General features: G+C 72.3%; 22 protein-coding genes. 9 read left to right on the top strand and 13 right to left on the bottom strand.

All coding sequences use genetic code 11. The annotated features are described in order from the left end of the window. Window positions 1-20 precede the first annotated feature (20 nt). The gene (locus tag ABD978_RS17785) at window positions 21-374 is read left to right on the top strand and encodes a hypothetical protein (protein ID WP_345354964.1); all 354 of its coding nucleotides are present in this window, start codon (window positions 21-23) and stop codon (window positions 372-374) included. A 60-nt stretch (window positions 375-434) separates the two neighbouring features. On the opposite strand, the gene ABD978_RS17780 is transcribed toward ABD978_RS17785, so the two are convergent. The 3 genes from ABD978_RS17780 to ABD978_RS17770 all read right to left on the bottom strand — a co-directional run bounded on the left by ABD978_RS17780 (window position 435) and on the right by ABD978_RS17770 (window position 3,438). Next, window positions 435-1,277 carry an ABC transporter permease subunit gene (locus ABD978_RS17780; RefSeq protein WP_345354962.1) on the bottom strand — a complete coding sequence of 281 codons (843 nt, stop codon included), beginning with the start codon at window positions 1,275-1,277 and terminating at the stop codon, window positions 435-437. Window positions 1,278-1,474: 197 nt separating this feature from the next. Further along, window positions 1,475-2,383 (bottom strand): carbohydrate ABC transporter permease, encoded by a 909-nt coding sequence (locus ABD978_RS17775; RefSeq protein WP_345354960.1) that lies wholly within the window; start codon window positions 2,381-2,383, stop codon window positions 1,475-1,477. 5 nt (window positions 2,384-2,388) lie between these two features. Further along, window positions 2,389-3,438, bottom strand: coding sequence for an ABC transporter ATP-binding protein (locus ABD978_RS17770; protein ID WP_345354958.1), 1,050 nt, complete (start codon window positions 3,436-3,438; stop codon window positions 2,389-2,391). A gap of 312 nt (window positions 3,439-3,750) precedes the next feature. Between ABD978_RS17770 and ABD978_RS17765 the strand changes: the two genes are divergently transcribed. After that, window positions 3,751-4,980 carry a phospholipase D-like domain-containing protein gene (locus tag ABD978_RS17765; RefSeq protein WP_345354956.1) on the top strand — a complete coding sequence of 410 codons (1,230 nt, stop codon included), beginning with the start codon at window positions 3,751-3,753 and terminating at the stop codon, window positions 4,978-4,980. A 64-nt stretch (window positions 4,981-5,044) separates the two neighbouring features. Here ABD978_RS17765 and ABD978_RS17760 read toward each other — a convergent pair whose 3' ends face one another. Next, window positions 5,045-5,872, bottom strand: a complete 828-nt coding sequence (locus tag ABD978_RS17760; protein WP_425550724.1) for an ABC transporter ATP-binding protein — start codon at window positions 5,870-5,872, stop codon at window positions 5,045-5,047. Continuing rightward, the gene (locus ABD978_RS17755) at window positions 5,865-6,845 is read right to left on the bottom strand and encodes an ABC transporter permease (protein ID WP_345354954.1); all 981 of its coding nucleotides are present in this window, start codon (window positions 6,843-6,845) and stop codon (window positions 5,865-5,867) included. Before ABD978_RS17755 ends, ABD978_RS17760 begins: the two co-directional genes overlap by 8 nt. A 178-nt stretch (window positions 6,846-7,023) precedes the next feature. On the opposite strand from ABD978_RS17755, the gene ABD978_RS17750 reads away from it, so the two are divergent. The 3 genes from ABD978_RS17750 (at window position 7,024) to ABD978_RS17740 (ending at window position 9,960) form a co-directional block, all read left to right on the top strand. Continuing rightward, window positions 7,024-8,535, top strand: a complete 1,512-nt coding sequence (locus ABD978_RS17750) for a bifunctional phosphatase PAP2/diacylglycerol kinase family protein (protein ID WP_345354951.1) — start codon at window positions 7,024-7,026, stop codon at window positions 8,533-8,535. Between the two features lie 301 nt (window positions 8,536-8,836). Beyond that, complete coding sequence (locus tag ABD978_RS17745; protein WP_345354949.1) at window positions 8,837-9,202, top strand: DUF2795 domain-containing protein; 366 nt, start codon at window positions 8,837-8,839, stop codon at window positions 9,200-9,202. A gap of 203 nt (window positions 9,203-9,405) precedes the next feature. Continuing rightward, a complete protein-coding gene (locus ABD978_RS17740) occupies window positions 9,406-9,960 on the top strand; it encodes a YceI family protein (RefSeq protein ID WP_345354947.1) in 555 nt (184 codons plus the stop codon). A 358-nt stretch (window positions 9,961-10,318) separates the two neighbouring features. On the opposite strand, the gene ABD978_RS17735 is transcribed toward ABD978_RS17740, so the two are convergent. Together ABD978_RS17735 and lepB are read right to left on the bottom strand one after the other, a co-directional pair. Continuing rightward, window positions 10,319-11,926: an ABC-F family ATP-binding cassette domain-containing protein gene (locus ABD978_RS17735; protein WP_345354945.1), complete on the bottom strand. Its 1,608-nt coding sequence runs from the start codon at window positions 11,924-11,926 to the stop codon at window positions 10,319-10,321. Window positions 11,927-11,985: 59 nt separating this feature from the next. After that, window positions 11,986-12,675 carry a signal peptidase I gene (gene lepB, locus ABD978_RS17730; RefSeq protein ID WP_345354942.1) on the bottom strand — a complete coding sequence of 230 codons (690 nt, stop codon included), beginning with the start codon at window positions 12,673-12,675 and terminating at the stop codon, window positions 11,986-11,988. Between the two features lie 187 nt (window positions 12,676-12,862). On the opposite strand from lepB, the gene proS reads away from it, so the two are divergent. Beyond that, window positions 12,863-14,299 (top strand): proline--tRNA ligase, encoded by a 1,437-nt coding sequence (proS, locus tag ABD978_RS17725; protein ID WP_345354940.1) that lies wholly within the window; start codon window positions 12,863-12,865, stop codon window positions 14,297-14,299. Window positions 14,300-14,383: 84 nt separating this feature from the next. Here proS and ABD978_RS17720 read toward each other — a convergent pair whose 3' ends face one another. The 6 genes from ABD978_RS17720 to ABD978_RS17695 all read right to left on the bottom strand — a co-directional run bounded on the left by ABD978_RS17720 (window position 14,384) and on the right by ABD978_RS17695 (window position 20,442). Beyond that, window positions 14,384-14,935, bottom strand: a complete 552-nt coding sequence (locus tag ABD978_RS17720; RefSeq protein WP_345354938.1) for a DUF6328 family protein — start codon at window positions 14,933-14,935, stop codon at window positions 14,384-14,386. A gap of 8 nt (window positions 14,936-14,943) precedes the next feature. Then, the gene (locus ABD978_RS17715; RefSeq protein ID WP_345354936.1) at window positions 14,944-16,179 is read right to left on the bottom strand and encodes a glycosyltransferase; all 1,236 of its coding nucleotides are present in this window, start codon (window positions 16,177-16,179) and stop codon (window positions 14,944-14,946) included. Window positions 16,180-16,506: 327 nt separating this feature from the next. Beyond that, complete coding sequence (locus tag ABD978_RS17710) at window positions 16,507-18,411, bottom strand: SpoIIE family protein phosphatase (protein WP_345354934.1); 1,905 nt, start codon at window positions 18,409-18,411, stop codon at window positions 16,507-16,509. Window positions 18,412-18,470: 59 nt separating this feature from the next. Beyond that, window positions 18,471-19,226, bottom strand: a complete 756-nt coding sequence (locus tag ABD978_RS17705; RefSeq protein WP_345354932.1) for a GAF and ANTAR domain-containing protein — start codon at window positions 19,224-19,226, stop codon at window positions 18,471-18,473. Window positions 19,227-19,244: 18 nt separating this feature from the next. Then, window positions 19,245-19,664, bottom strand: coding sequence for a CBS domain-containing protein (locus tag ABD978_RS17700; protein WP_345354930.1), 420 nt, complete (start codon window positions 19,662-19,664; stop codon window positions 19,245-19,247). 124 nt (window positions 19,665-19,788) lie between these two features. Then, complete coding sequence (locus ABD978_RS17695) at window positions 19,789-20,442, bottom strand: SSI family serine proteinase inhibitor (RefSeq protein WP_345354928.1); 654 nt, start codon at window positions 20,440-20,442, stop codon at window positions 19,789-19,791. Window positions 20,443-20,622: 180 nt separating this feature from the next. Here ABD978_RS17695 and ABD978_RS17690 point away from each other — a divergent pair, with 180 nt between their 5' ends. The 3 genes from ABD978_RS17690 (at window position 20,623) to ABD978_RS17680 (ending at window position 24,566) form a co-directional block, all read left to right on the top strand. Then, the gene (locus tag ABD978_RS17690; protein WP_345354926.1) at window positions 20,623-23,046 is read left to right on the top strand and encodes a MinD/ParA family ATP-binding protein; all 2,424 of its coding nucleotides are present in this window, start codon (window positions 20,623-20,625) and stop codon (window positions 23,044-23,046) included. A 53-nt stretch (window positions 23,047-23,099) separates the two neighbouring features. After that, window positions 23,100-23,480: a hypothetical protein gene (locus ABD978_RS17685; RefSeq protein WP_345354924.1), complete on the top strand. Its 381-nt coding sequence runs from the start codon at window positions 23,100-23,102 to the stop codon at window positions 23,478-23,480. 132 nt (window positions 23,481-23,612) lie between these two features. After that, window positions 23,613-24,566 (top strand): DUF6177 family protein, encoded by a 954-nt coding sequence (locus ABD978_RS17680; RefSeq protein WP_345354922.1) that lies wholly within the window; start codon window positions 23,613-23,615, stop codon window positions 24,564-24,566. Window positions 24,567-24,638 lie beyond the last annotated feature (72 nt).

The raw sequence follows: 24,638 nt of genomic DNA, 5'->3' as shown, positions 1-24,638 counted from the left end.
CCTATTCGAAGGGAGAGCGTATGAACCTCAAGGCGATCGTCTTGGCCGGCGCCGTGCTGACGGCCGCGCTCGGCGCGGCCGCAGCGCCCGCATACGCCGTGAATCCGCAGCCGAACACCGGTCAGTCGGATTCAGGCGGTGCTCCGGGCACGAAGATTGGCGATGACTCGGGCTCCGGTCTCGGCGCCGTTCGGCCGGCGAAAGGCGTCGAAGGGCCGACGGAGTCGGCTCCGGCCAAGCCCGAGTCCACTTCCGGCGCTGACAATTCCAGCCTGAACCAGGTTCGCCAGAATCGTTCGAAGATAAGCGCCGATTTCAACCCGTTCTCCGGGCGCCACACCAAGCTCCCCGACACCGACGTCTGGGGAACCTGAGCCGATCGTGAATCGGGGGCGCATCTCCGGCGTGCCGCCGCTGCGCCCCCGATTCGGCGGTTACGTCCGGCCGGCGACGGCCGCCGACGCCGCGATGACTCTTTCCAGTACAAGGCCGGCCGCCGCCGCGAGCGGGATGGCGACTGCCGCGACGCCCAACTGCAGGGCCCGCCACAGGGGCGCCGTCCCGTGGTCGAGCCGGGCGGGGACGCCGGCGGCCACCGTGAAGTGCGCCCCGGCCAGTGCCCGCGCGTACACGAAGTCCCCGGCCGCCAGCGTGAACGCCAGGACCGCGACGGCGGCGATCGCGGGCCGCAGCAGCGGCACGACGACCCGCAGGAACGCCGCGAGACGGCTGTGCCCGTCCACGAGCGCCTGTTCCTCGAGGGCCAGGGGGACGGCCCGCAGGAAGCCGCCGAACAGCAGCACCGCCACCGGGACGGTGACCACCGGCTCGACGAGCACGAGCGTCCACAGGGAGCCGCCGAGCCCGAGCGCGTCCGCGGCCCACGACAGCGGCAGGGCGAGCAGCACGGACGGCACGAGGGCGAGGACGGCGACGATCCGGCCCACCGCGCCACCCCACCGCCTCCGGCTCAGCGCGTACGCGGCCGGCAGGGCGAGGAGCAGCGTGGCGATGGTGACGAGCGCGCCGACGACCAGCGTGTGCGCCACCCATGATCCGTACGAGGTCGTCCGCAGCAGGCGCACGCTCTCCTCGACCCGGACCTCCCGGGCGGCCGTCCACAGGCTCCACAAGAACGGTGCCGCGCAGAGCACCGAAGTCCCGGTCGCCAGCGCGTAGAGCACCGGGCGCGCCAGGGCATGGCGCAGGGTCTGACGCCGCCGCTGCCGGGCGAGTTCCCGCGCCGCCGTACGCGCGGCCAGCCCCCCGACGTTCACGCGGCCTCCTCCGTCGGGGGAGTGACCAGAAGTGTTGTGCTCATGGTTCGCTCGCTCCGCTCGTCATGGGCCCTCCTTCGTCGGGGAGTGACCAGACGCGCTGTGCTCATGGTTCGCTCGCTCCGCTCGTCATGGGCCCTCCTTCGTCGGGGGAGTGACCGGACGCGCTGTGCTCATGGTTCGCTCGCTCCGCTCGCTCACGGGCCCTCCGAATCCGCGCGCCGGCGGGCGAGCCGGAGCAGGCCGACCATTCCGGCCAGCGGCAGCGGCAGGAGCAGGACGGCGATCGCCGCGCCGCGTCCGAGGGCGCCGCCGTCGACACCCTGCGCGAAGGCGAGCACGGCGAGCGGCCGCGGCGGGCCGCCCGGGCCGGTCAGCACGGCGCCGATCGCCGCGTCGGCGCCGGTGAGGACCGCGGTCAGCAGGGCGGCCACCGTGATCGACGGCAGTGCGAGCGGGAGCGTCACCTCGAGCGCCCGCCGTACCGCGCCCGCGCCGTCGACGCGCGCGGCGTCCCGTACGTCGCGGGGCACGGCGGCGAGCCCGGCCGTCAGCACCACGGCGGCCAGGGGCGTCAGCCGCCAGACGTGCACGGCGACGACCGCGCCCAGGGCCACGGCGGGCCGTCCGTGCCAGGACGCGACGCCGGCGGCCCGCAGCAGCGGGCCGGCCGGGGAGTGCGGGGAGTCCAGCAGCCACCGCCAGGAGGTCGCCGAGAGCGCGGCCGGCGTGACCCAGGGCAGCAGCACGAGCGGCCGGACCGCCCACCGGCCGCGGAAGCGGGCCGCCAGGACGTGGGCGAGGGCCTGCCCGCCGGCCAGCACGAGGACGGTGGTGACGCCGGTGATCAGCAGCGTGTCGCCGAGCGCCCGCCAGAACGCGCCGTCCCCCAGCAGCGAGCCGAAATGCCGGACGCCGGTGAACCGGTACGCGGGGGCCGCCGCCGTCACCCCGGACAGCGCCAGCGCGACCGCGAGTGCGACCGGCAGGAGGACCAGCGCCGTCAGGTAGATGACCGACGGCAGCAGGAACAGCCAGGTGAGCAGGCCCTCCCGGTCCGCGAGCGCGCCTCGGCGGCGGGCGCGCGGCGCGGTGTTCGCCGTCATCCGGCTCACCCGCCGATCCGTACGGGCGCCGTGCGGTTGCCGTACGCGGCGTCGAAGAAGCGCACACGGTCGCCCGGCACGGCGAACTCGTGGGTCCGCCCGGCGGCGAGCGGGGTGGTCACGGTGGCGGGCAGCCGTGCGATCACCCGTGTCTCGCGGCCGATCCGCGTCACCGAGCCGTACACGTGCCGGTCGCCCGACAGGTGCTCGATCCGGTCGATGCGCAGTGGCATCGTGACGCGTCCCTCCGGCGGAACCTCCTCCGCGGGCAGCAGGTGCTCGGGGCGGAAGCCGATGAGCCGGTCGCCGCGCGGCACGAGGTTCATCGGGGGCGTGCCGATGAGGGTCGCGACGAAGGTGTCGACCGGCTCGTCGTAGAGGTCCTGGGGCGTGCCGACCTGGCGGAGCCGCCCGGCGTCCAGGATCGCGACGCGGTCGCCGAGACCGGTCGCCTCGGCCTGGTCGTGGGTCACACAGATCATCGCGGTGCCGAGCCGCCGCTGCAGCGCCCGCAGTTCGTCGCGGGCGGCGGCGCGCAGGCGGGGGTCGACGCCCGAGAGCGGCTCGTCGAGCAGCAGCACGGCCGGTTCCCGGACCAGGGCGCGGGCCAGGGCCACCCGGCGGCGCTCGTCCGCGGACAGCCGGCCGGGGCGGCGGCCCAGCAGACCGGGGATGCCGAGCAGGTCGGCCGCCCACCGCGCCTTGCGTTCGCGCATCGCGCGCGGCACGCGCTCGGCCTTGAGCGGGAACTCGATGTTGCCGCGCACGCTCTTGTGCGGATACAGGGCGTACGACGGGACCACGAGCCCCACCCGGCGGATCCTCGGCGGCAGGCCGTTCATCAGGTGGCCGCCGAGGTAGACCTCGCCCAGGGTCGGGGACTCCAGGCCGGCGATGGTGCGCAGGAGCGTGGTCTTGCCCGCGCCCGCGGCTCCGAGCAAGGCGAGGCACTCACCCTGCTCGGCGGCCAGGTCCACGCCGTCCAGCGCGCGCACGTGCTTCTTACGGGGGCCTTCGTACACCTTCACCAGGCCCCGCGCCTCGAGGACCCTCACCGGTGGGTGGTCGCGGACGGAGTGACGGAAGTGACGGAACGGAGGAGACGGCGGGAGAGGAAGTCGTGTCGGGACAGCGGACGTCGATCCGGCATGGGACCTTCCCCGTGCAGAGGTTCCTCCCTCGAAAGTAGATCGATCTTGGCCGGGCTTCCAGCGGCAGTTGCCGCACAGGTCCGCATCCGTGGCTTTTCTTGGGTAACCCGTGTGTTCTGTGTGACTGAAGCGCTACAGTGCGTGATCTATATCAGTCGAGCTCTGGGCGGCGTACGGGGTAGGCCGCTCGCCCAGGAAACGGGGAGAAGTCAGGACATGCGTGGACTTGCCATTGCCGCCGTCAGTGCGGTCGCCATCGCCAGCGCCTCCACGCCGGCCCGGTCGACGGCACCGGTGGCCGCGGCGGACACGGCGCGGGGCACCGCCGTGCCGGGAGCCCTCGGAGCCGACCCGGGGATCGCCCCGACGGCCGCCCTGCGGCCCTCCGCGGTGTTCAACGTCCCCTCCGGATCGGCGGCGGAGCAGAACGCCATCGCCCACCACGTCAACCAGTTGACGGCCGGTGCGCCCCGGGGCGCGGTGATCCGGATCGCGGTGTTCATGTTCACGTCGCAGGCGTTCGCCCGGACCCTGATCGACGCCAAGAAACGCGGCGCGCACGTCCAACTGGTCGTCGACGCGAGCACCCGCGACAACGACGCCTACCGCCGCGTCGAGCGGGCCCTGGGGACCAGCCGCAAGAGCTCATCGTGGGTGGTGGCCTGCCACAAGGGCTGCGTCGGCGACACGATCATGCACAACAAGTTCTTCCTGTTCTCCCGCACCGGGCGGGCCCGGAACGTCGTCGTGCAGTCCTCGGCCAACCTGACCACGCGCAACCGCGTCAACGCCTGGAACAACGCCTTCACGATCAGCGACGCGCGGCTCTACGACGCGTACGTCCGCTACTTCGGCGCGCTGGCCGCCCGGCACCACGAGCGGGACCACTACCGGGTGACCCGCAGCGGGCGCGTCACCGCGTACACCTTCCCCCGCGCGGGCGACTCGGCCAAGACCGACACCCTGTACGCGCTGCTCGGACGCGTCGGCTGCGCGGGCGGTACCTCGGTGCGCGTCACGACCTTCAACCTCAGCCGTACGGACGTCGCCGAGCGGCTCTGGTCGCTGTCCCACCAGGGCTGCGACGTGCGGGTCATCTACACGAACCTGAGCGACCGGGCCCGCGAGATCCTCGAACAGGACGGCGGGCCGGACCTACTGAGCAGCCACTACATGTACGACGACGACGAGACCGGCGACGAGGTCGACGCCTTCGCCCACTCGAAGTACGTCCTGATCAACGGCACGTACGCCGGGCGGCCCCGCAAGGTCGTCATCACGGGCAGCCCGAACTACACCGAGCCGGCGCTGCGGCACAACGACGAAACGATGATCACCATCGAGGGGGCCGACATCTACGGCGCCTACCAGGGCAACTTCACCCGGCTCTGGAATGCCGCCCAGTCGCACTTCCAGCTGCGGGGCAGCGTGCCGGACCCCGGATGATCCGGCGAGAGCCCGCTTCGGAGGTCGCTTCCCCGGAACGTCCGACCTCCGAAGCGGGCTTCGATCACTTACCGGTGGCCTCGACGTAGGCGTCGACGACCGTGTCGGTGTCACCGTCCATGATGAGCCGGCCCTCGTCCACCCACAGCACCCGGTTGCACATCTCCCGGATCGAGTCGAGCTGGTGGGCGACGAGGAAGACCGCACCGGCCTCCTTGCGCAGCTCGTCGATCTTGGCGGCGCTCTTGCGCCGGAACTTCGCGTCGCCGGTGGCCAGCGCCTCGTCGATCAGCAGCACGTCGTGGGACTTCGACGCGGCGATCGCGAACCGCAACCGCGAGCCCATGCCGGAGGAGTACGCCCGCATCGGCAGCTGGATGAAGCCCTCCTTCAGCCCGGCGAACTTCACGATCTCGTCGTACTTCGCCTTGACCTCGTCCGGCGTCATGCCCATCGCCAGGCAGCCGAGCACGATGTTGCGCTCGCCGGTCAGGTCGTTCATCAGCGCGGCGTTGACGCCGAGCAGCGACGGCTGGCCTTCGGTGTAGACGCCGCCCTGCTGCGGCGGCAGCAGCCCGGCGATCGCCTTCAGCAGCGTGGACTTGCCCGAACCGTTGGTGCCGATGACGCCGATCGCGTCGCCCTTGTAGGCGACGAAGGACATCCCGCGGATCGCGTGGACCTCCTTCATCGACGGGCGGTTCTGCCGGCGCAGGATGCGCATGATGGCGTTGTTGGCGTTGCCCTTGCCGCCCGCGCCGTAAACGCGGTAGATGATGTGCAGGTCGTCGACGATGACGATGGGCTCGCGGTTCTCGTCGATCACCACCGGGGGAGCCGACCCGTCGGGGGCTGCGGACACCTTGACCTTCTCCTTGACGGCGTCAGCCACGGCCGTACCTCTCCTCGGCGCGGTGGAAGAACCAGAAGCCCACCGCGAAGGCGACCACGGCCCAGCCCACGGCGTAGATCCAGATCATGTGGTTGGTCGAGACCAGTTCGGCGTGCTGCTTGCAGGCGTTCGCCGCCGCGACGATCTGCTTGTGGGTGGTGCCGCCGGCCGCGCACTTCTCGGCGTACTTCGCCTTCATGTGGGCCAGGTCGTGGCGGTAGGAGCCCATCAGCGAGCGGCGGGCGAGCTCGACGTACACCGAGCCGGGGTTGGCCTCCATGACCCGCATGGCCCACGTGGGGACCTTGGAGCTCAGGGTGTACATCGAGAACATGATCCCGGAGAAGTAGAGCCAGGTCCGGAGGATGAACGGCAGCAGCTGGCTGAGGTCCGGGACGAACGCGCCGATCCTGGCGACCACGAGACTCACGCCGATGTTGAACATCAGCTGGAGCAGGAGGATCGGAATGATCAGCGCCCACTGCCAGGTGGGCCACTCCTGGAAGCCGAGCATGATCACCAGCAGCACGCCCATGGACGCGAACAGCTGCTGGAGCTCCACGATCGTGTAGGAGAACGGCAGCGTGGCCCGCGGGAAGTGCAGTGCCCTGATCAGCGACATGCTGGTCTGCACCGACTTGGCGCCCGAGGTCACCGACCGCTGGGTGAAGTGGAAGAAGAAGATGCCGGTCACCAGGTACGGGATGTACTTCGACACGTCCCCGCTGCGGCCCAGCAACAGACCGAAGATCAGGTAATAGACCAGGGCGTTCAGCAGGGGAGTGAGAACCTGCCAAAGCTGGCCGAGACGCGACTCGGTGTACATCGCGACGCTCTTGGCCGAGGCGAACGCCCAAATGAAGTGACGTCGCTGCCAGAGCTGGCGGATGTACTCACCGAGGGGGGGACGAGCGGCGCTCTTCTTGAGCCCATGGCGCGCGGCGAACTCGGCCAGCGGGGGGTTCCCGGTCATGTGAGGGGGCTCCGCGATTGTGCTGACCTGCCCGCCACCCGAGGCTCCGAGCCGTTCCGGGTGACTCATGCCGAGCAGCCTATTGCAGACGGGCGCGCGGCAACGACCAACCGCGAGATGCGATGCCAAGAATGTGATCATCTGCGTGATCCGGTGCGCAACGGGGATACACCGGTTCATGTCCCTGTTGAATCGAGCCAGAGTGCTGGACCAGCACGCTTTCGACGCGGTCGCGGCGGCCAAGCTGCCCGGCCTCGAATACATCCTGCCGCGCCTGTCCAGAATCGCGAACCACTCGGTCCTGTGGGGCGGCGTCGCCGGGACGCTCGCCCTCACCAGCCGGCCGCGGATGCGCCGGGCGGCGCTGCGCGGGGCCATCGCCATCGGCCTGGCCAGCCCGCTGGCGAACCTCGTGGGCAAGCAGACGTTCCGGCGGTCCCGCCCGCTGATCGAGCTGTTCACCCCCTCGGCGCGCCCGCTGTCCCCCCGGGCGGGGGTCACCCTGATCCCCTCGATCCGCTCGCCGTGGCGGCTCCCGACCTCCCCGTCCTTCCCGTCGGGCCACTCGGCGTCGGCCGCCGCGTTCGCCACGGCGGTCGCGATGGAGGCCCCGGCGGCCGTGGCGGTGCCGGTGGGCGTCACCGCCGGCGCCGTGGCCTTCTCCCGGATCTACACCGGCGCGCACTACCCGGGCGACGTGCTCGCCGGGCTCGCGCTGGGCACGGTGGCCGGCCTCGGCACCCGCCTGCTGTGGCCCACCATGCCCGGCCCGGCGAGCTCCCGCTGGTCGAAGCCGGTCGAGGCGCTCCGCGGCGTGTCGGAGGACGGCGAGGGCGTCGTCGTGGTCGTGAACCCGGGCGCCGGCGGCAACAACGACGTGACCCGCGTGCTCAAGGAACGTCTCCCCGCCGCGGAGGTCATCGAGGCGGACGGCGACCTCGAGACGACGCTGAAGGACGCCGCCGGGCGCGCGGCCGTGCTCGGCGCCTGCGGCGGCGACGGCACGATCCGGGCCGCGGCCGCCGCCGCCCTCGAGCAGCGCGTCCCCCTCCTCGTGATCCCCGGCGGCACGCTCAACCACTTCGCGCGCGCCCTCGGCCTCGAGACGGTCGCGGACGCGGTCGCCGCGTACCGGTCCGGCTGCGTCGCGCGCGTCGACGTCGGCCGGGCCGGTGACGAGATCTTCCTCAACACCGCGAGCTTCGGCGCCTACACCGAACTCGTCCAGCGACGGGAGCGGCTGGAGGGCCGGCTGGGCAAGTGGCCCGCCCTGGCCGTCGCCGCCGTCCGCGTACTCCGCCACACCGAGCCGACGGACGTGTACGTCGACGGCCGCCGGCGGCGCGTGTGGTTCGCGTTCATCGGCAACTGCCGGTACGGCGCCCGCGGCGTGGCCCCGACCTGGCGCGAGCGGCTCGACGACGGGGTGCTCGACATACGGCTCATCGGCGCCAAGCGCCACATCAGCCGGAGCCGCGCGGTCGCCGCCCTGCTGCTCGGGCACCTGCGACTGATGCCGGACTACAGCGCCTGGTCGGCGGGCAAACTCGAACTGAAGGGCGGCCACGGCGCGTTGCGGCTGACCCGGGACGGCGAGGTCGGCGCCTCCGAGGGCAACGTGATCGTGTCCAAGGCCCCCGCCGCCCTCGCCGTCTTCGTGCCCTCGAAGACCACAAGCCGCATCCACTGAGACGCGCGCGGAGCAGTCCGTCCCCTCCGAGGCCCGCCACGCGTCCGCCCAGGGCGGGCCGCCACGCGACCCGCCCGAGGTCCGCCACGTTTCCGCCCGGGGGCCGCCGCGCGTCCCGTCCGGGGGCGCCAGGGTTCGCGACCGCTCTGGTCGGGTAGGGCGGCTGGAGGGTGGTCACGCAGCGCGACCACCTGATTCCAGTCGAGGATCTCGGGCGTTCCCCTGCCGGGGGGTCGGACCGGAACGCCTGTATGCCCGGGGGAGCGTCCGAGAGGGGGCTACGCGAAAGGTGAGGTCATCCATGCAGCGCGAGAGCGACAAGCAGGGTACGGCCCAGGACGAGCACCTCCGGAAGGAGACGAACAACCTCATCAGGGGGAGCGGGACGACGCGGTCGGAGCACGGCGAGACGGGCGGAGACGCCCCGGCTCGGCCCGCGCGACCGGCACGCGGCATGTCGCCCGCCGAGGTCGCACGCCGGGCCGAGCTCAGCCGACACCTGCCGCCCAGCGAGTTCCCCGCCGACCGGCGGCGTCTACTCGCCCACCTGCGGAGCAAGGGCGCGCCCGACTCGGTGGTCGAGGCCATCTCGGGGCTGCCCGAGGGCAAGGAGTTCCACACGATCGGGGACATCGTCCGTGAGATCGGCCTGCCCGCGCGACACTGAGACGTCGGATCGGTGCACCTGAGCACGTCGAACCGGAGGCGCCCGGCCGGGCGCCTCCTCCCTGACCGCCGCCCCACCGCCACCCCGGCGAACCGAACCACAGACACCCCGGCGGAGCAGGCGGCCGGTCGGGCGGCCGGTGCCTTGGTGGAGCGGATGACCGGTGCCCCGGCGAACGGGGTGGCCGGGCGTAATCTGGAAACATGGCGCTGAGGACGGGCACCTACGCGCTGGGGCCGGAGTTGGGAAGCCTCCTGCTCCGCACCTCCCGCAGCGGGGTCGGACGCAAGGTCGGGCACGACCTGACGATCGAGGTGACCCGCTGGTCCGGCGAGGCGGCCGTCGACCCATCGGACCCCGCGAGCCTCTCGGTGAACGTCGACGCGGAGGTCGACTCGCTGCGCGTGCGTGAGGGAATCGGAGGCGTCAAGCCGCTGACCGACTCCGACCGTGCGGAGATCGAGAAGAACGCCCGCGAGAAGATCCTCCACGCCGGTGCCCACCCGCTGATCACCTTCCGATCGAGCGGGGCCCAGGGCACGCCCGAGTCGTTCACTCTCACCGGAGAGCTAACGATCATGGGCCGGACCCACCCGCTCACCGTACGGGCAGGCGTGGCGGACGACCGGGTGCGAGGCCGCGCGACCGTTGTCCAGACACAGTGGGGGATCAAGCCTTACTCGGCCCTGCTCGGCGCCCTCAAGCTCGCCGACGAGGTCGAGGTCGAGTTCGACCTGGCGCTCCCCGCGGCTGACTGACGCCGCGCCATCCTCGTCCCCGGTACTTGGCCCTTCCGGCACAGGTGCCGTACGGAACGCTCGGTGAAGCCGCGCGGGCGCAGGTCATTCGTCCCGGTAAGGCCGGTTCGTTAGGAGCCTTTACCGAGGCTTCGGTTCTCGCCGACCGGGTAGGGCGGCCCGCTGGAACGGGCCGGGTCACGGCGACCGGCACCTCACCTGATCCACGGCGGCTGAGACCCCCGCCGGTCCACGGCGACCGGCCCCTCCGCCAGTTCATGACGGCCGAGGCCTCCGCTGGTCCACGGGGACCGGCTCCTCCGCTGGGCCACGGTGGCCGGCGTCTCCGCCGGGTTGCGGCGGCTGAGATCTCCGCGGGTCAGCGGGGGCGGGCTACTCGGGTCTCGTCCCAGACGGGCTCGGCGGCCTCGTAGACCGATCCGTCGGCGCCGAAGACGACGAAGCGGTCGAACGACCGGGCGAACCAGCGGTCGTGGGTGACGGCGAGCACCGTGCCCGCGTACGCCTCGAGGCCCTCCTGCAGCGCCTCCGCGCTGGCCAGGTCGAGGTTGTCGGTGGGCTCGTCGAGCAGCAGCAGCGTGCAGCCGCTCATCTCCAGGAGCAGGATCTGCAGCCGGGCCTGCTGGCCGCCCGACAGCGTCTCGAACGCCTGATCCCCGCAGTACTGCAGCTCGTACCGCGCCAGCGCGGCCATCGCCTCGTCGCGCAGCCGCGCGTGCTCGGTCATCAGGATCTCGGCCGGGGTACGGCCGCGCAGGTCGGGCCGGGCGTCGGTCTGCGCGAACAGTCCGGGGACCACCCGCGCGCCCAGGCGGCCCGCGCCGGTGTGGGCGACGTCCTCCTCGGCCAGCAGCCGCAGGAAGTGGCTCTTGCCCGAGCCGTTCGAGCCGAGCACCGCGACGCGCTCGCCGTACCAGACCTCCAGGTCGAACGGCCGCATCAGGCCGGTGAGTTCGAGGCCCTCGCAGATCACGGCGCGCTTGCCGGTCCGGCCGCCGCGCAGGCGGACCTTGATGTTCTGGTCGCGCGGGGGGACCTCCGGCGGCCCGGCCTCCTCGAAGCGCCGCAGCCGGGTCTGGGCGGCCTGGTAGCGCGAGGCCATGTCGGAGTTGTACGCGGCCTTCTGCTTGAACATGCGGACGAGCGCCTTCAGCTTGGCGTGCTCCTCGTCCCAGCGGCGGCGCAGCTCCTCCAGGCGCTCGTTGCGGTCGCGGCGGGCCCGCGCGTACGTGGCGAAGCCGTCGCCGTGCACCCAGACGTTCCCGGCCTCGACCGTGATGATCTGCCGGGCGGCGCGAGCCAGCAGTTCGCGGTCGTGCGACACGAGCAGCACGGTCTTGGGCGTCTCGCGCAGCCGGTCCTCCAGCCAGAGCTTGCCGGGCACGTCGAGGTAGTTGTCCGGCTCGTCCAGCAGCAGCACCTCGTCGGGGCCGCGGAACAGCGCCTCCAGGACGAGGCGCTTCTGCTCCCCGCCGGACAGCGTCTTCACGTCCCGCCAGCGGGCCCGGTCGTACGGGACGCCGAGCGCGGCGACGCAGCAGGCGTCCCACAGGACCTCGGCGTCGTAGCCGCCCGCGTCGCCCCACTCGGCGAGCGCCCGGGCGTAGCGCATCTGGGTGGGCTCGTCGTCGCGCTCCATCATGGCGAGCTCGGCCTGCTCGAGGGCCTTCGCGGCGTCGCGTACGCGCGGGACCGCGGTGTAGACGAGCAGGTCGTGGACGGTCGACTCGTCGCGGATGTTGCCGATGAACTGCCGCATCACCCCGAGTCCGCCGCTGCGGGTGATCGTGCCGTCCTGCGGCTCGAGGTCACCGGCGACGAGCCGCAGCAGCGTGGTCTTGCCCGCACCGTTCGGCCCGACCAGGGCGGCGACCGTGCCGTCCGCGACCCGGAACGAGGCGTCGTCCAGCAGGACCCGCCCGTCGGGCAGGACGTGACCGAGATGCGCGACTTCGACGTGACCCACGATCGGCCAGTCTCCGCCATCCCGCCGAACGCGCCAACGGGTTTTCCGCCGCGCCGGCGTCAACCCTTGCCGAGGGTGTTCCAGCGGGAGGGCGGCCAGACGATCACGAAGGCGCGGCCGATGACGTTCTTCACCGGGATGGTCCCCTGGTAGCCGTCCTCGAGGTGGAAGCGGGAGTCGGCGGAGTCCGACCGGTGGTCTCCCATCACCCAGAGGCGGCCGGCCGGCACCTTGATCGGGCCGAAGCTCTTGTGGTCGTCCTGGTAGATGTACGGCTCGTCGAGCGGCTTGCCGTCGACCAGCACCCGGCCCTGGGCGTCGCAGCACTGCACCGTCTGGCCGCCGACCGCGATGACGCGCTTGACGAGGTCCTTCTCGTTCGCCTGGGGCATCCCGAACAGGCCGCCGACCCAGTTCAGCCCGCGCCGCAGCGGATTGCTCGGCTTGGCGATCCGGGTCTCCGGCTCCCAGGACGCGGGGGCGCGGAAGACGACGATGTCCCCGGGGTGCGGGTCGTGGAACCGGTACCCGGCCTTGTAGACGAGGATCCGGTCCCCCGTGCAGCCCGCGCAGCCGTGCAGGGTCCGCTCCATCGACTCGGAGGGGATGAAGAACGCCTGCACCAGGAACGTCTTGATCAGCAGCGAGAGTACGAGCGCGATGCCGATCAGGATGGGCAGCTCACGGAGGAACGACCGTTTTTTCGCGGGCTTCTTCTGCTCCGCCTCGGGCGGGGTCTCGTCTGACACGCCTGTACGGTAAACCGAATCGCGATGTGATCGGCGTAAGGCCCCACGAACGTGGTCGCCCCCGGGTGTCCGGTGGCCGCCGCCGAGATCATCACCCCCGGCTCCGCCGGGCGTCCGTGATCGTCTTCCCGCGGCCGTACCCCCAGGTTGTCCACGCGAGCGCCCGGAGGCCGGTACGCTCGGCTGCGTGAGTCGGGAAGGCGTAACTCCTCAGTCCGAAGACTTCTCCGCCTGGTACAACGAGGTCGTCGTCCAGGCCGAGCTGGTCGACCGCGGCCCTGTTCGCGGCACGATGGTCATCCGGCCGTACGGCTACCGCATGTGGGAGCTGCTGCAGGCGGACCTCGACGGCCGCATCAAGGAGGCCGGGCACGGCAACGCCTGCTTCCCGATGTTCATCCCGGAGTCGTACTTCAAGCGCGAAGCCGAGCACGTCGAGGGGTTCTCGCCCGAGCTGGCCGTGGTCACGGTCGCCGGCGGCAAGGAGCTGGAGGAGCCGCTGGTCGTGCGGCCCACCTCCGAGACCGTCATCGGCGAGTACATGGCCAAGTGGATCGACTCGCACCGCGACCTGCCGCTGCTGCTGAACCAGTGGGCCAACGTCGTGCGCTGGGAGCTGCGCCCGCGCATGTTCCTGCGCACCACCGAGTTCCTGTGGCAGGAGGGGCACACGGCGCACGCGGACGAGGACGACGCGATGCGCGAGACCATGTGGGCGCTCGACGCCTACGCGGGGGTCGCCCGTGAGCTGGCCGCGATGCCGGTCATCGAGGGCGAGAAGACGCCGAGCGAGCGGTTCGCCGGAGCGGTCCGCACCTACTCGATCGAGGGCATGATGCGCGACGGGCGGGCCCTGCAGGCCGGCACCTCGCACTACCTCGGCACCAACTTCGCCAAGGTCTTCGACATCCAGTACCAGGACGCCCAGGGCGAGCTGGTGCACGCCCACACCACGTCGTGGGGCATGAGCACCCGCATGCTCGGCGGCGTGATCATGACGCACGGCGACGACAAGGGGCTCGTGCTGCCGCCGCGCATCGCGACGTACCAGGTCGTGATCGTGCCGATCGGCCGTGACGAGACCGCCGAGCGCACGGTCGCGGCGGCGAGCGAGCTGGCGGCCCGGCTCAAGCAGGCCGGCGTCCGCGTGCACGTCGACGAGCGCACCCAGCTGCGGCCCGGCTTCAAGTACAACGACTGGGAGATGCGCGGCGTCCCGATCCGGCTGGAGCTCGGCCCCCGCGACCTCGACGCCGGGGTCGTCACGCTGGCCCGCCGGCTCGGCGACCAGGGCAAGGAGCAGATCCCGCTCGACCGCGTGCCCGAGGTGCTGCCGGAGATCCTGGAGGAGTTCCAGGCGTTCCTGTACGGCCGCGCGGAGCGCTTCCGCGACGAGCACACCGCCGAGATCGACGACTGGGAGTCCTTCCGGTCCCAGGTCGGCGGCGGCTGGGCGCGGGTCCTGCACTGCGGCCGTACGGAGTGCGAGGACGAGATCAAGGCCGACACGGCCGCGACGCCGCGCGTGATCCCGGCGGCGGCGCCGGCGGAGACGGGCGCCTGCTTCCGCTGCGGGCAGCCGTCGGCGTACGGCAAGCGGGTCATCTTCGGCCGCTCGTACTGACCTCGACAGCACAAGGAACGGCCCCCGTGCCTGGGCCCTGTCTCAAAGTAGACAGGCCCTCGCGCGGGGGCCGTTCCTCGTTGTTCAGTCGATGATCGTACGCAGCTCCCGCCGGCCGGCCTCCGGCCGCTCGCCGTCGTCCTCGCGGGCGGCCTCGATCCGGCGGCGGGTCAGCATGGGCTGTACGAACCACGCCCACGCGGCCACCCCGACGATCGCCGCCGCCGTCACGGCCGCCAGCCCGGAGGAGAAGAACCCCTTCGCGGCGACCGCCACGGCGCTGGACATCGACACGGTGAGCGCCAGCGTCCCGGCGATGCCGTACCGGTTCGACCGGTTGACCAGCAGGTCCTTACGGCCGGACCGGAACAGCATCCGGTGCTGGGCGGCCGGGGCCATCAGGCAGATGGACGCGCACGCCGCCGTGATCAACGACAGGTAGAACACCCACTGTCCGACGTGGCCGACCCGCTTGAAACCGTTCGAGAACGGAAGGGTGAGCAGGAACGCGAACAGGAACTGCACCCCGGCCACGATGACGCGCAGCCCTTGCAGCATCTCCACGAGTTCGCGGTCGAACCGCTCCCGCGGTGTCTCGTCCGGACGTGGATCAGGTTCGGTGTCGCTCGTGCCCATCGACGCCGTCAGAGGTCCTCGTCCTCGCCCGCACCGACGCCCGCGAGAACGGGCTCGGGCTCGGGCTCGGGAACCGGCTGCAGGGACTCGTAGATCTTGACGGTCTCGTGGGCCACGCGCTCCCAGGAGAACCGGGACCGGACCCGGTCGACCGCCCCGATGCTGAGGGCCGTACGGATCGTCGGGTCGGCCAGCAGCGCGCGGACGCGGCGGGCGATCTCCATGGGCCGGTCGGCCGGGACGTGGATGCCCGTGACGTTCTCGATCACCGAGTCGAGGTGACCGCCGACGGGGGAGACGACGACGGGGGTCCCGCAAGCCATCGACTCCAGCGGTACCCGGCCGACGTTCTCGTACGCGGGGACGCTGATCGTCAGGTCGGCGGAGCGCAGCAGCTTCGGCGCGTCGTTCGCCGAGACGCGGCCGATGAAGGTGACGCGGTCGGCGACCCCGGCCTCCTTGGCCTTGATCCGCAGCTGGTGGATGGTCTCGTCGGTCTCCAGGTCCTCACGGGCCGGGCCGCCGGCGACCACGAGCTCGGCTTCCGGGATCCGGGCCAGCGCCTGGATGACGGAGGCCACGCCCTGGTGCCGGCCGACCTTCAGGAGCGTGACCAGGCGCGGCGCCTCACCGCGCGGCAGGGCCGGGCCGTTCGGGGAGAACTTGTCCACGTCGACGCCGGAGGGCACCAGCGTGATCTGGCGGCGCGAGATCCCCAGCCGTACGAGCTCGGTCCGCTCGTTCTCGGTCATGGCGACGACCGTGCGAACGCTGCGGCCGATGGCCTTCTCCAGCCGTACCCGCGTGGGCGAGCAGGGCTGCCCGGACCGGCTCAGGGCCGTCCCCAGGGTGTGGAAGGACTGCACCACCGGGATGTCGAGGCCGTTCGCACCGGCGATCGCGGCCAGACCGCTCACCCAGTGGTGGGCGTGGACGACGTCGGGGCGCTCACCGTGCCAGCGCCGCGCCAGCTCCGCGCCGAAGTCGGCGAGGTAGGGCAGCAGCTCGTCCTCGGCCAGCGGGCGGACCGGCCCGACGGCCAGCTGCTCCACCGTGACCCCGGGGGCGAACCGCACCCGCTCCCGCGGGTCCCGCCCGTCCTGCCGGGTGAAGACGGTGACGCGGTGACCCTGGCGGCCGAGCTCGCGGGCGAGCTCGGCGACGTGGGCGCCGAGACCGTCCTCAAGTCCTTCGGCGGCTCCGAGGGGGCTGTCCTGAACCGAGACCATGGCGATGTTCATCATCGAGCAACCTCCAGGAAGATCAGACGACCGGGCGCGTCGGTGTCCGCGACGATCTCGACCCATCCGGCTTCCCGACGTACGGGACGGAAGCCGTGGGAGTGATCGGGGATGGGAAATGATGCGCGCACGCACTCACGGCCAGGACTGTCGCCTGGGACCGTGGGGGAAAGAGAGAGGAACGCCGACGTCAGGCCGTCGACCGGGCCTGAGTTGTATGTACGCATGCACACCCTCCGGAGATCGAGGGCGGGTATGCCGCCCTCCGGTGGTGTGCCTGCGTCTTAGGCACGAGTTCCTGGACCCAATTATTACCTCATCTGGCGGCGATTAAACAGCCGACCCGGAAACCGCGGTCCGGCCACCGGTGTCCGCGGTGACGCGCAGGGCCAACATCGACACGTCATCGCGCAGCTCACCGCCGCAGAACTCGATGAGAGCGTGCTCGACCGCCAGCGGCATGTCGGCGATCGGACCGGCGGCGTGCGCGGCGAGGATCTCGATCAGACGCTCGTGCCCGAAGCGGTCGCGCTGTGCGTCGGAGCTCTCCACGACGCCGTCGGAGTACAGGAACAGCGTGTCGCCGGGCTCCAGGTCGAGCGACTCGACGCCGACCTCGAAGTCGTCGGCGAACAGGCCGAGCGGGATGCCGCCACCGCTCAGCGTGCGGATCAGCCCGTCGCGCCGGATGAGCACCGCGGGCGGATGCCCCGCACTGCCGATCATGACGGCGAGGCCCTCGTCGCGCGGCTCGACGCAGGCCATCACGGCCGTGACGAACCGCTCCTGGTCGAGCAGCGTCTCGTTGACCATCGAGAGGACCTCGTCGGGCTTGGCGTTCCACCGGCCGAGGATCCGGATTCCGTGCCGCGCGCCGGCGTTCACGGCCGTGGCGTCCTCGCCCTTGCCGCAGACGTCGCCGAGGGCCACCCCCCAGCCGGCCGCGGTCGGGAACACGTCGTAGAAGTCGCCGCCGAACCCGCCGTCCCGCGTCGCCACGACGTACCGCGCGGACACCTCGGTACCGGGGATGGCCGGCAGTTCGCGGGGCAGCAGGCCGGCGCGCAGCCGCTCGGTGACCTCCATGCGGCGCCGGTAGCGTCGCCCGGTCCGGATCACCAGCGCGAGGTTGCGGGCGAGCCGCTCGAGCAGCCCGAGGTCCATCAGGTCGAACGGCCCCTGCTCGCCCGAGACGGTCAGCGTGAGGGTGCCCAGCGTGCGCTCGCCGTCGTCCAGCGGCACGCAGATCAGCGAGGACGCCTCGATCAGCCCGCACACGGGCAGATCGCCCTGCGTGGTCCCGAGCGTCCGCAGGTCCTCGATGTGGGCCTGCAGGACCGACTGGCCGCTGTCGTACACCAGGGCGGGCAGCGAGCCGGAACCCGGGTGGACGTTCTCCAGCATCCGGGCGATCTGGGTCCGCCGCTCGTCCTCCGGGCCTATGACGACCTGCCGCCGCAGCGCGCCGTTCTGCTCCAGGTCGATGATGACCCAGTCGGCGAGTTCGGCGGCGATCAGCCGCGCCGAGCGGCGGACGGCGACCGACTCGGTCAGCGAGTCGTCCTCCAGCAGCATCCCCGTGGCGGTGGCGAGAACGTCCATCCGGTGCACGACCGTGGCCACCGCGTCGTCCGTCGCCGGCACCTCGGGCGCGGGCTCCTGGGCCGCCGGCTCACGCGTCGACGGAGCGGTCGCGGCGACCACGAGCGGCTCGGGCTCCCCGCTCACCCAGATCCGGGCGAGCGTCACGTCGGCGAACACAGGGCCGTGCTTGGACAGGAAGCGCACCCGCGTACGGCGCCGCTGCCCCGAGTGGAACACCCCCGCGATGTGCGAGCCGACCGCCGCCCGCGTCGCCATGTCGCAGAAGACCGGGAACGGCTTGCCGGTGAGGTAGCCGGCGGACGAACCGAGCAGCGCGCCGGCCTGGCGGTTCACCCGTCGGACCGTGCCATCGCGTTCGAGCAGGAACAGCGGGACCGGGGCGTCCTGGAACACCGTGCGCAGCATCCGGCGCTCGCTCTCGGCGGCCTCCGATCGGGCCTCCGCCGTGGCGCGGTCCTCACCGGTGGAGCCGAGCGCCGCCACGGCCAGCTCGAGTTCGACGAGGGCCGCATCCAGGAGCGGCCCGGGGTCGGCGTCGGGCAGGGCGGCGGCGCTGCGCAGCTCGCTCAGCCGGATCTTGACCTTGGCGGTCTCCTGGAGAAGGGACTGGGTCTCCTGCTGGTCGGACATATCGCCTCCCAGCGTGACGCGATCGCTGCCCGCGACCAAATCGGACGACTGTTCGTACTCTAACGGCCGCCCGCGGCTCCAGCGAGGCCGGACCGCCCGGTGCCGTCGGCATCGGGCCTGCTGCCTTCGACGATCCGCCGCGCCAGTGCCGTCAGCTTGACGTGCCGGGTCTGGGAGATCCTCTTGAGCTCGTTGAACGCGGTCTCGGCGTCACAGCCCATCGCGTGCATGAGCACGCCCTTCGCCTGGTCCACGACGGCCCGCGCCTCCACGGCCTGCCGCAACTGCACCGCCGTACGGTGGGCGTCCTCGTAGTGCCGGGTGTTGGACACGGCCGCGCCACCCTGCGCGGCGAGCAGGGCGCCGATCCCCAGCTCCCGCCGGTCGAGGGCGCCGGGCACCACGCCGTACATCGTCAGCGTCATCAGGATCGGCCCGGTGCGATGCACCGTCGTGGCGAAGCAGCGCACCCCGCGTTGCAGCGCGATCGGGGTGAAGGAGGGCCACCGGGTCTCGACCAGCGTGTCGGAGCAGAACACCGACGTCTCGGTGCGCGCGACGTCGAAGACCGGGCCGTCCCGGCGGGTGCACTGGACGTCGACGAGGTAGGCCAGGTCCGGATGGGTGCCGGCCAGGTCCCGGGGCTCGGGATCGTCCCCGGCGGCCCATCGGATCCCGGTCGCTCCCGCGCACCCACGGACCGTGCGGACCGCCAACTCGGTCACCTGTCGCAGCGCCACGGTCTCCGACGCCTCGTGGACAAGGCCCAGACGGGCGATCTCCACGGCGAGCTCACTGCTGATCTGCGGTCCCACGCCGTCCACGGTAGCCCCCTAACCGGCCAGGTGTTCGCCGCCACGAGGGGCGTCGGCGATCGGGGCGTCGCCGCCGGTCGCGACGTCCCGCAGCGAGACGATGCCCACCGCCCTGTCCCCCTCCACGACGGGCAGCCGCCGCACGCCTCGCTCCAGCATGAGGCGCACGGCGGTCTCGGTCTCGTCATCGGGCCCGATCGTCACCACGCCGGCGCTGCAGACCTGATCGAGCCGTGTGCCGTGCAGGTCGCGTCCTTCCGCCACGGCGCGTACGACGATGTCGCGGTCAGTGAGCAGCCCGCACAATCGGCCCGCCTGGGTGACGAGCACTCCGCCGACTCCTTGGTCACGCATCAACCGGGCCGCCTCGGTGAGCGGCGCGTCGAGAGGGAGGGCGACCGGCTCGGGCGTCATCACGTCGCGTACTTTCTGCGCCATTGCGAACACTTCCCTTCGCCCGTCATGCGCCGACTACCCCCAGAGGCGGGTCTTATTCCGGACAAGACGGCCCACGGAACATCGGTGTCGACGGGAGATCGAGGTGTTCGCCGAACCTCGATCGTCAGAAGTCGAAGATCGAGGCGGTCTTGGCGCGCAGCACGCAGGTGTTCGGGTACCGCTCGTTGACCTTGACCGGCTCGCCGCGCCACTGGCCTTCCGCGCTGACCGCGACCGGCGAGTAGATCATGAAGCACGCCCGCGGGTTCTTCTCGTCGGGGGCGACCGTGAGGTCGCCGTGCGCCTTGTCGAGGTCCGCGCAGGCCTGGGCGGCCTTCGGGTGGGTGCCGCCCACCGGGTCGCACTGCAACGTCACGGTACGCGGGGCGACCGAGCCCACCGCGGTCCGCAGCGTCAGCCGGGTCGGGCCCTGCGCGGCCGCCGGCCCGGTGGCCGGGTCCGCCGACGGTGCCGGCGGCGCCGGCGGCGCCGGCGGCCGCATGGGGCCACCGTGCGGCGACGTCGAGTCGGACGCCGGAGCCCCGGTGCCCGGCGCGGGAGGCATCCGTACGGTGATCGGCGCCCGGGCGCTCGGGGCGGCGGACAGGTCGCGGATGACCGCACCGGGTGGCGCGGGCCGGACAGGTCCCTTCGGCCACATGGCCTGTTCGCCGAGGTCGGCCGCCGGAGGCGCCGGTCTGGTCTGGGCCCCGGCCGCGGCGGCCGAGAGCACCGCCGGAATGGCGGCGGCGATGGAGAACGCCAGAATAATTCGCATTTGTCTTCCCCCCGGAAAGTCCGCCTGATCAGCGGAGCTCAATCGCTCACTGTAGCGCACCGAAAGCACACCGTAACGGGCCCGCATGCTCGTAGCCGGAGCCCGCCAGGGGGCCCGCGCCGATAGGATCAATAGCGTTTTCCGCCCTCATTACGCCTGGTGCGCGCCGAGAGGAGACCGGTGTCCGAACAGCCCTGGCAGGTCACCGTGCTCACCGAGCTCGGCATTCCTCTGTCCGGGCTCGTGGTCTCCGATCCGAGCGGTCGCCCCATGCCCTCATCCGCGCCGCGCGCCGCCGGCAGCCAGGCGCCGGCCGGCGGCATGTTCGAGGTCACGTCCGCTCCACCACCCGAGCTGCGGGGCGAACCGTCCCCGCCCGAGGCCCCCGCACTGAACGGCGGCGCGCCGGCCCCGTCGGTCGAGCGCAACGCCGTCGATTCGTACGCCGACGAGCCTCCGGCCGATGACGGTTCCTTCATCGCCCACCCGCTGATCGGCGGCACGGTCCTCGACCTGCCCGAGGTGGAGCCGGAGCCGCCGTCGCAGCGGGACCAGAGCGAGGCGTCCCAGGCGGAACAGGGCCCGGCACCCACCGAGGACCGGCCCGCGCCACCCCAAGGGGAACAGACGCCGCAGCAGGCGGAGCCGCCATCCGCGCCCCAGGAGTCACCGGCCCCGCCGCAGGTGGAACAGGTTTCGCCGGCGCAGGAGGAGTGGTTCCCGCCGCAGGCGGAAGAGGCGCCGCCGGCGCAGGGAGAGTGGTTCCCGCCGTCGGGGGAGCAGGCTCCGTCGCCGCAGGGCGAACAGGCGTCACCCTCGCAGCCGGAGCGGTTCCCCTCGCAGGCCTCACCGCCGCAGACGGAAGAGGTGCCGCCCATGCTGGGTGAGCGGTTCCCGCCGCAGGCGGAACAGGCGCCGCCGGCGCAGGGGGAGCGGTTCCCGCCGTCGGGGGAGCAGGCTCCGTCGCCGCAGGGCGAACAGGCGTCACCCTCGCAGCCGGAGCGGTTCCCCTCGCAGGCCTCACCGCCGCAGACGGAAGAGACGTCACCCGCGCAGGGTGAGCGGTTCCCGCCCCAGGTGGAACAGGCTTCGCCGCCGCAGGCCGAACAGCTGCCGCCCGCGCAGTGGGAACGGTTCCCGCCGCAGGCGGAACAGGCGCCGCCCGCACAGGGGGAGGGACTCCCGCCCCAGGTGGAACAGGCTCCGTCGCCGCAGGCGGAACAGGCGCCGCCTGCGCAGTGGGAACAGTTCCCGCCGGTGGCGTGGGACCAGCCCGCGCCACCCTGGGAGGAGGCGCAGGCCCCGCCGCGGCAGGACACGGGTGGGCAGCCGTCCTGGGCGGAGGGCGGCCCGGCCCAGGCCGACCAGGAACAGCCGCTCTCGTGGATGCCGAACGCGGCACCCCAGTGGGAGCAGAACGCTCCTGCGGCGGCGCGGCAGGAAGCTCCGGCGGAGGGAGAACAGGGTCTGTCCCCCTGGGAGCCGCCGCCGCAGGTGCGGTGGGACGACGCCGCCCAGCCGTCCTGGGGGTCTCCGGCGGCACCGCAGGACGCGCCGAGGCAGCCGGAGCAGGGGGCATGGCCCGCCGGCTCCGAGGCGTGGCGGCAGGATCCCGGCGCTCCGCAGGATCGGCCGGTGGGGGGTTCGGTTCCCTCCGAACCACCGTTCGTGCCCGGTCCCACGCAGGCCGGGCCGCCCGCGACGGGCGCGCCGCTCGCCGCCCGGGACCTCGTGCGCCGGTCCGCGTACGGCGATCCCTTGATGCGCCGGATGTCCCGTGGCGTGCGCCGGGCCGTGGGGGCCTCCGCCGCGGGCGACGTCCGCAAGGCCGCCGACGTGGAGGCGGTGCTGAGCCGGCCGGTCCCGTCCTGCCGGCAGATCGCGGTCACCAGCATCCGCGGTGGCGCGGGCAAGACCACCGTGGCAGGGCTGACCGCGACCGCGATCGCGCAGTACCGGCAGGACCGCGTGCTGGCCGTGGACGCCGACTCCGGACTCGGTTCGCTTCCGCTGCGGATGGGCGTCGGCCCGCAGCTCTCGCTGCACGACCTGATGTCGGCGCAGCCGAGGTCGTTCGAGGACGCGTCCCGGTACCTCGCCCAGACCACCGACGGCCTGTGGGTGCTGTCCGGGACCGCCGGAGGACGGATCGCGGGAGAGCTCGATCTGGCCACCTTCCGTACGGCGGCGGGCGCGATGAGCCGCTACTTCGCCGCGACGGTGATCGACTGTGGGGCCGGGCTGCTGCCGGAGCTGCAACGCGGCATCATGACCGACGCTCACGCCCAGGTCATGGTGACGCCCGGCACGGTCGACGGGGCGCTCAGCGCGCACGGTGCCCTGGAGTGGCAGATGCGGAACGGCTACGACCACCTCCTGCCCCGTACGGTGATCGCGTTCGTGACGCATACCCCGCACGTGGACGCCGATCTGACGCGGGCCGCGCAGATGCTCAGCTCGGGTGGGCTGCCGGTGGTGCACGTCCCCTATGACCGCCACCTGGCGGCCGGAACCGCGGTGGAGGCCGCGCGGATCGGCCACGAGACGCGGGCGGCGGTCATCCGGATCGCGGTCGAGGCGTTCGCCCGGGCGGTCGCCGCGTGACCACGACCCCTTGGAAGACCCGTGATCACGCTTCCCGATAGGAGGTGAGGCTGTTGACCAGCGACATCGTCGCCCTGGTACGGCACCGGCCCGAGATCTCGACCGTCGTCGACGGCATGATCGCCTTCGGTGAGTCGCTGGAGCCGTACGACGCCGGCGACGGGGCCTTCCACCTCTATGACGCCGGTGGGCGGCTGACCGTGTCCATCGAGACACCGCAACTCGTCGAGGTCCGCGGCGAGATCGAGCGGCTGCTGGGCCCGGAGACGGCCGCCCACGTCCAGGTCCCGGTCTGGTGGGTCGAGGTGCGCGCGGCGGCGGGCATACCGGACGCGGCGCGGATCGCCCGGAGGCTCGCGGACGACCTGGTGCACTGGCAGGGCGGCACCATCTGGCCGCCTCTGGTCGCCCCTCCGGCGAAGGAGGGCCCATGAGTGAGCGCAGCGAGCGAATCGAAGGCGCAGCACCTCTGGTCGCCCCTCCGGCGAAGGAGGGCCCATGAGTGAGCGCAGCGAGCGAATCGAAGGCGCAGCACCTCTGGTCATCCCTCCGACGAAGGAGGACACATGACCGGTCCTGCGGCGGACGCGCTGACTGCCGACGCCTTGGTGATCCTTCAGGACCGGCCGGTCGTGGGGTTCACGAAGTGGCTGGCCGACGGGCTGCGGTTCTGCAGCGAGACGGGGCGCGGACTGCAGATCGTCACCGGACCGGGCTCACGGATCACGGTGCCGATGCGGCTGGTGCTCACCAGCCCGAACAGTCACTGGGTGGTCCGCGCGGACGGCGGCTACTACGACGGTCTGTCCGGGGTGCCGCTCGTGTGGGACGGCGCTGGATTCATCATCGACCCGCGGGCCCGGACGTACGCGCCCACGTACACGACGCCCCCGACGGAGCCGGTCGGCGCGCAGCTGACGGTGACGTTCCGGGTGCGGTACACGTCGGACACCGCGATCGGCGCCGCCACCGAGGAGGTCTGCACGGCGCTGACCGGCGGGCCGCCCGGCGGCTGGGGGACCGCCGAGCCCGCCACCGACGTGTGGCGGCGCGAGCGGCTCAGTGAGCTGTTCTGGTCGCGGGGCGCCGCGGCGACGTGGCTGACGATCGTCGGCGCGGGCGCGACACCGGCCGTCGGCACGCTGCTCGTGTCGAAGGTGGGTGAGGAGGTCGAGGAGGCGGTGACCATCGTGATCGGGTACGCCGACCCCCGTACGGTTCCGGTCGCCACCCTGCCGTCCCTTCTCGGCGGGATCGCCGCCGGACGGCACCTGATCTCGCTGTTCACCCAGTTGGGCAATGGCCGCGCGGACGTGACGACGGTTCCGCGCTGGCTGGGGCCGTCCGCGCCGATCGGCATGGCCGTGGGAGGCGCGGCCGCGGGGCCGCCGGGCGTCCCGGCGCACCGGATCGGCGACGCCCGGTCGCCGGCGACCTGGTACGTGCTGGGGGACGGCCGGCAGCAGGAGGGCTGGCAACGGTACGAGCAGCTGACCCGGCAGCTGCAGGGCGGGTTCTGAGCGGGTCCGGTGGCTCGCCGCGATGGGAGCCGACGCGGGACGGCCGGTCCGGGCGAGCGCGATGGCGGCCGG

It is taken from the genome of Actinoallomurus liliacearum (assembly GCF_039542035.1).
In the GTDB taxonomy this organism is placed as follows: domain Bacteria; phylum Actinomycetota; class Actinomycetes; order Streptosporangiales; family Streptosporangiaceae; genus Actinoallomurus; species Actinoallomurus liliacearum.
This window is presented reverse-complemented; position numbering and strand designations above follow the sequence as displayed.

Coding starts and splice junctions, on each gene's coding strand:
- ABD978_RS17755 (WP_345354954.1), bottom strand. CDS start 6,845: ATGACCGGGAACCCCCCGCTGGCCGAGTTCGCCGCGCGCCATGGGCTC.
- ABD978_RS17710 (WP_345354934.1), bottom strand. CDS start 18,411: ATGTCCGACCAGCAGGAGACCCAGTCCCTTCTCCAGGAGACCGCCAAG.
- ABD978_RS17745 (WP_345354949.1), top strand. CDS start 8,837: ATGCAGCGCGAGAGCGACAAGCAGGGTACGGCCCAGGACGAGCACCTC.
- ABD978_RS17785 (WP_345354964.1), top strand. CDS start 21: ATGAACCTCAAGGCGATCGTCTTGGCCGGCGCCGTGCTGACGGCCGCG.
- ABD978_RS17775 (WP_345354960.1), bottom strand. CDS start 2,383: ATGACGGCGAACACCGCGCCGCGCGCCCGCCGCCGAGGCGCGCTCGCG.
- ABD978_RS17695 (WP_345354928.1), bottom strand. CDS start 20,442: ATGCGAATTATTCTGGCGTTCTCCATCGCCGCCGCCATTCCGGCGGTG.
- ABD978_RS17680 (WP_345354922.1), top strand. CDS start 23,613: ATGACCGGTCCTGCGGCGGACGCGCTGACTGCCGACGCCTTGGTGATC.
- ABD978_RS17700 (WP_345354930.1), bottom strand. CDS start 19,664: ATGGCGCAGAAAGTACGCGACGTGATGACGCCCGAGCCGGTCGCCCTC.
- ABD978_RS17750 (WP_345354951.1), top strand. CDS start 7,024: ATGTCCCTGTTGAATCGAGCCAGAGTGCTGGACCAGCACGCTTTCGAC.
- ABD978_RS17715 (WP_345354936.1), bottom strand. CDS start 16,179: ATGATGAACATCGCCATGGTCTCGGTTCAGGACAGCCCCCTCGGAGCC.
- ABD978_RS17720 (WP_345354938.1), bottom strand. CDS start 14,935: ATGGGCACGAGCGACACCGAACCTGATCCACGTCCGGACGAGACACCG.
- ABD978_RS17740 (WP_345354947.1), top strand. CDS start 9,406: ATGGCGCTGAGGACGGGCACCTACGCGCTGGGGCCGGAGTTGGGAAGC.
- ABD978_RS17765 (WP_345354956.1), top strand. CDS start 3,751: ATGCGTGGACTTGCCATTGCCGCCGTCAGTGCGGTCGCCATCGCCAGC.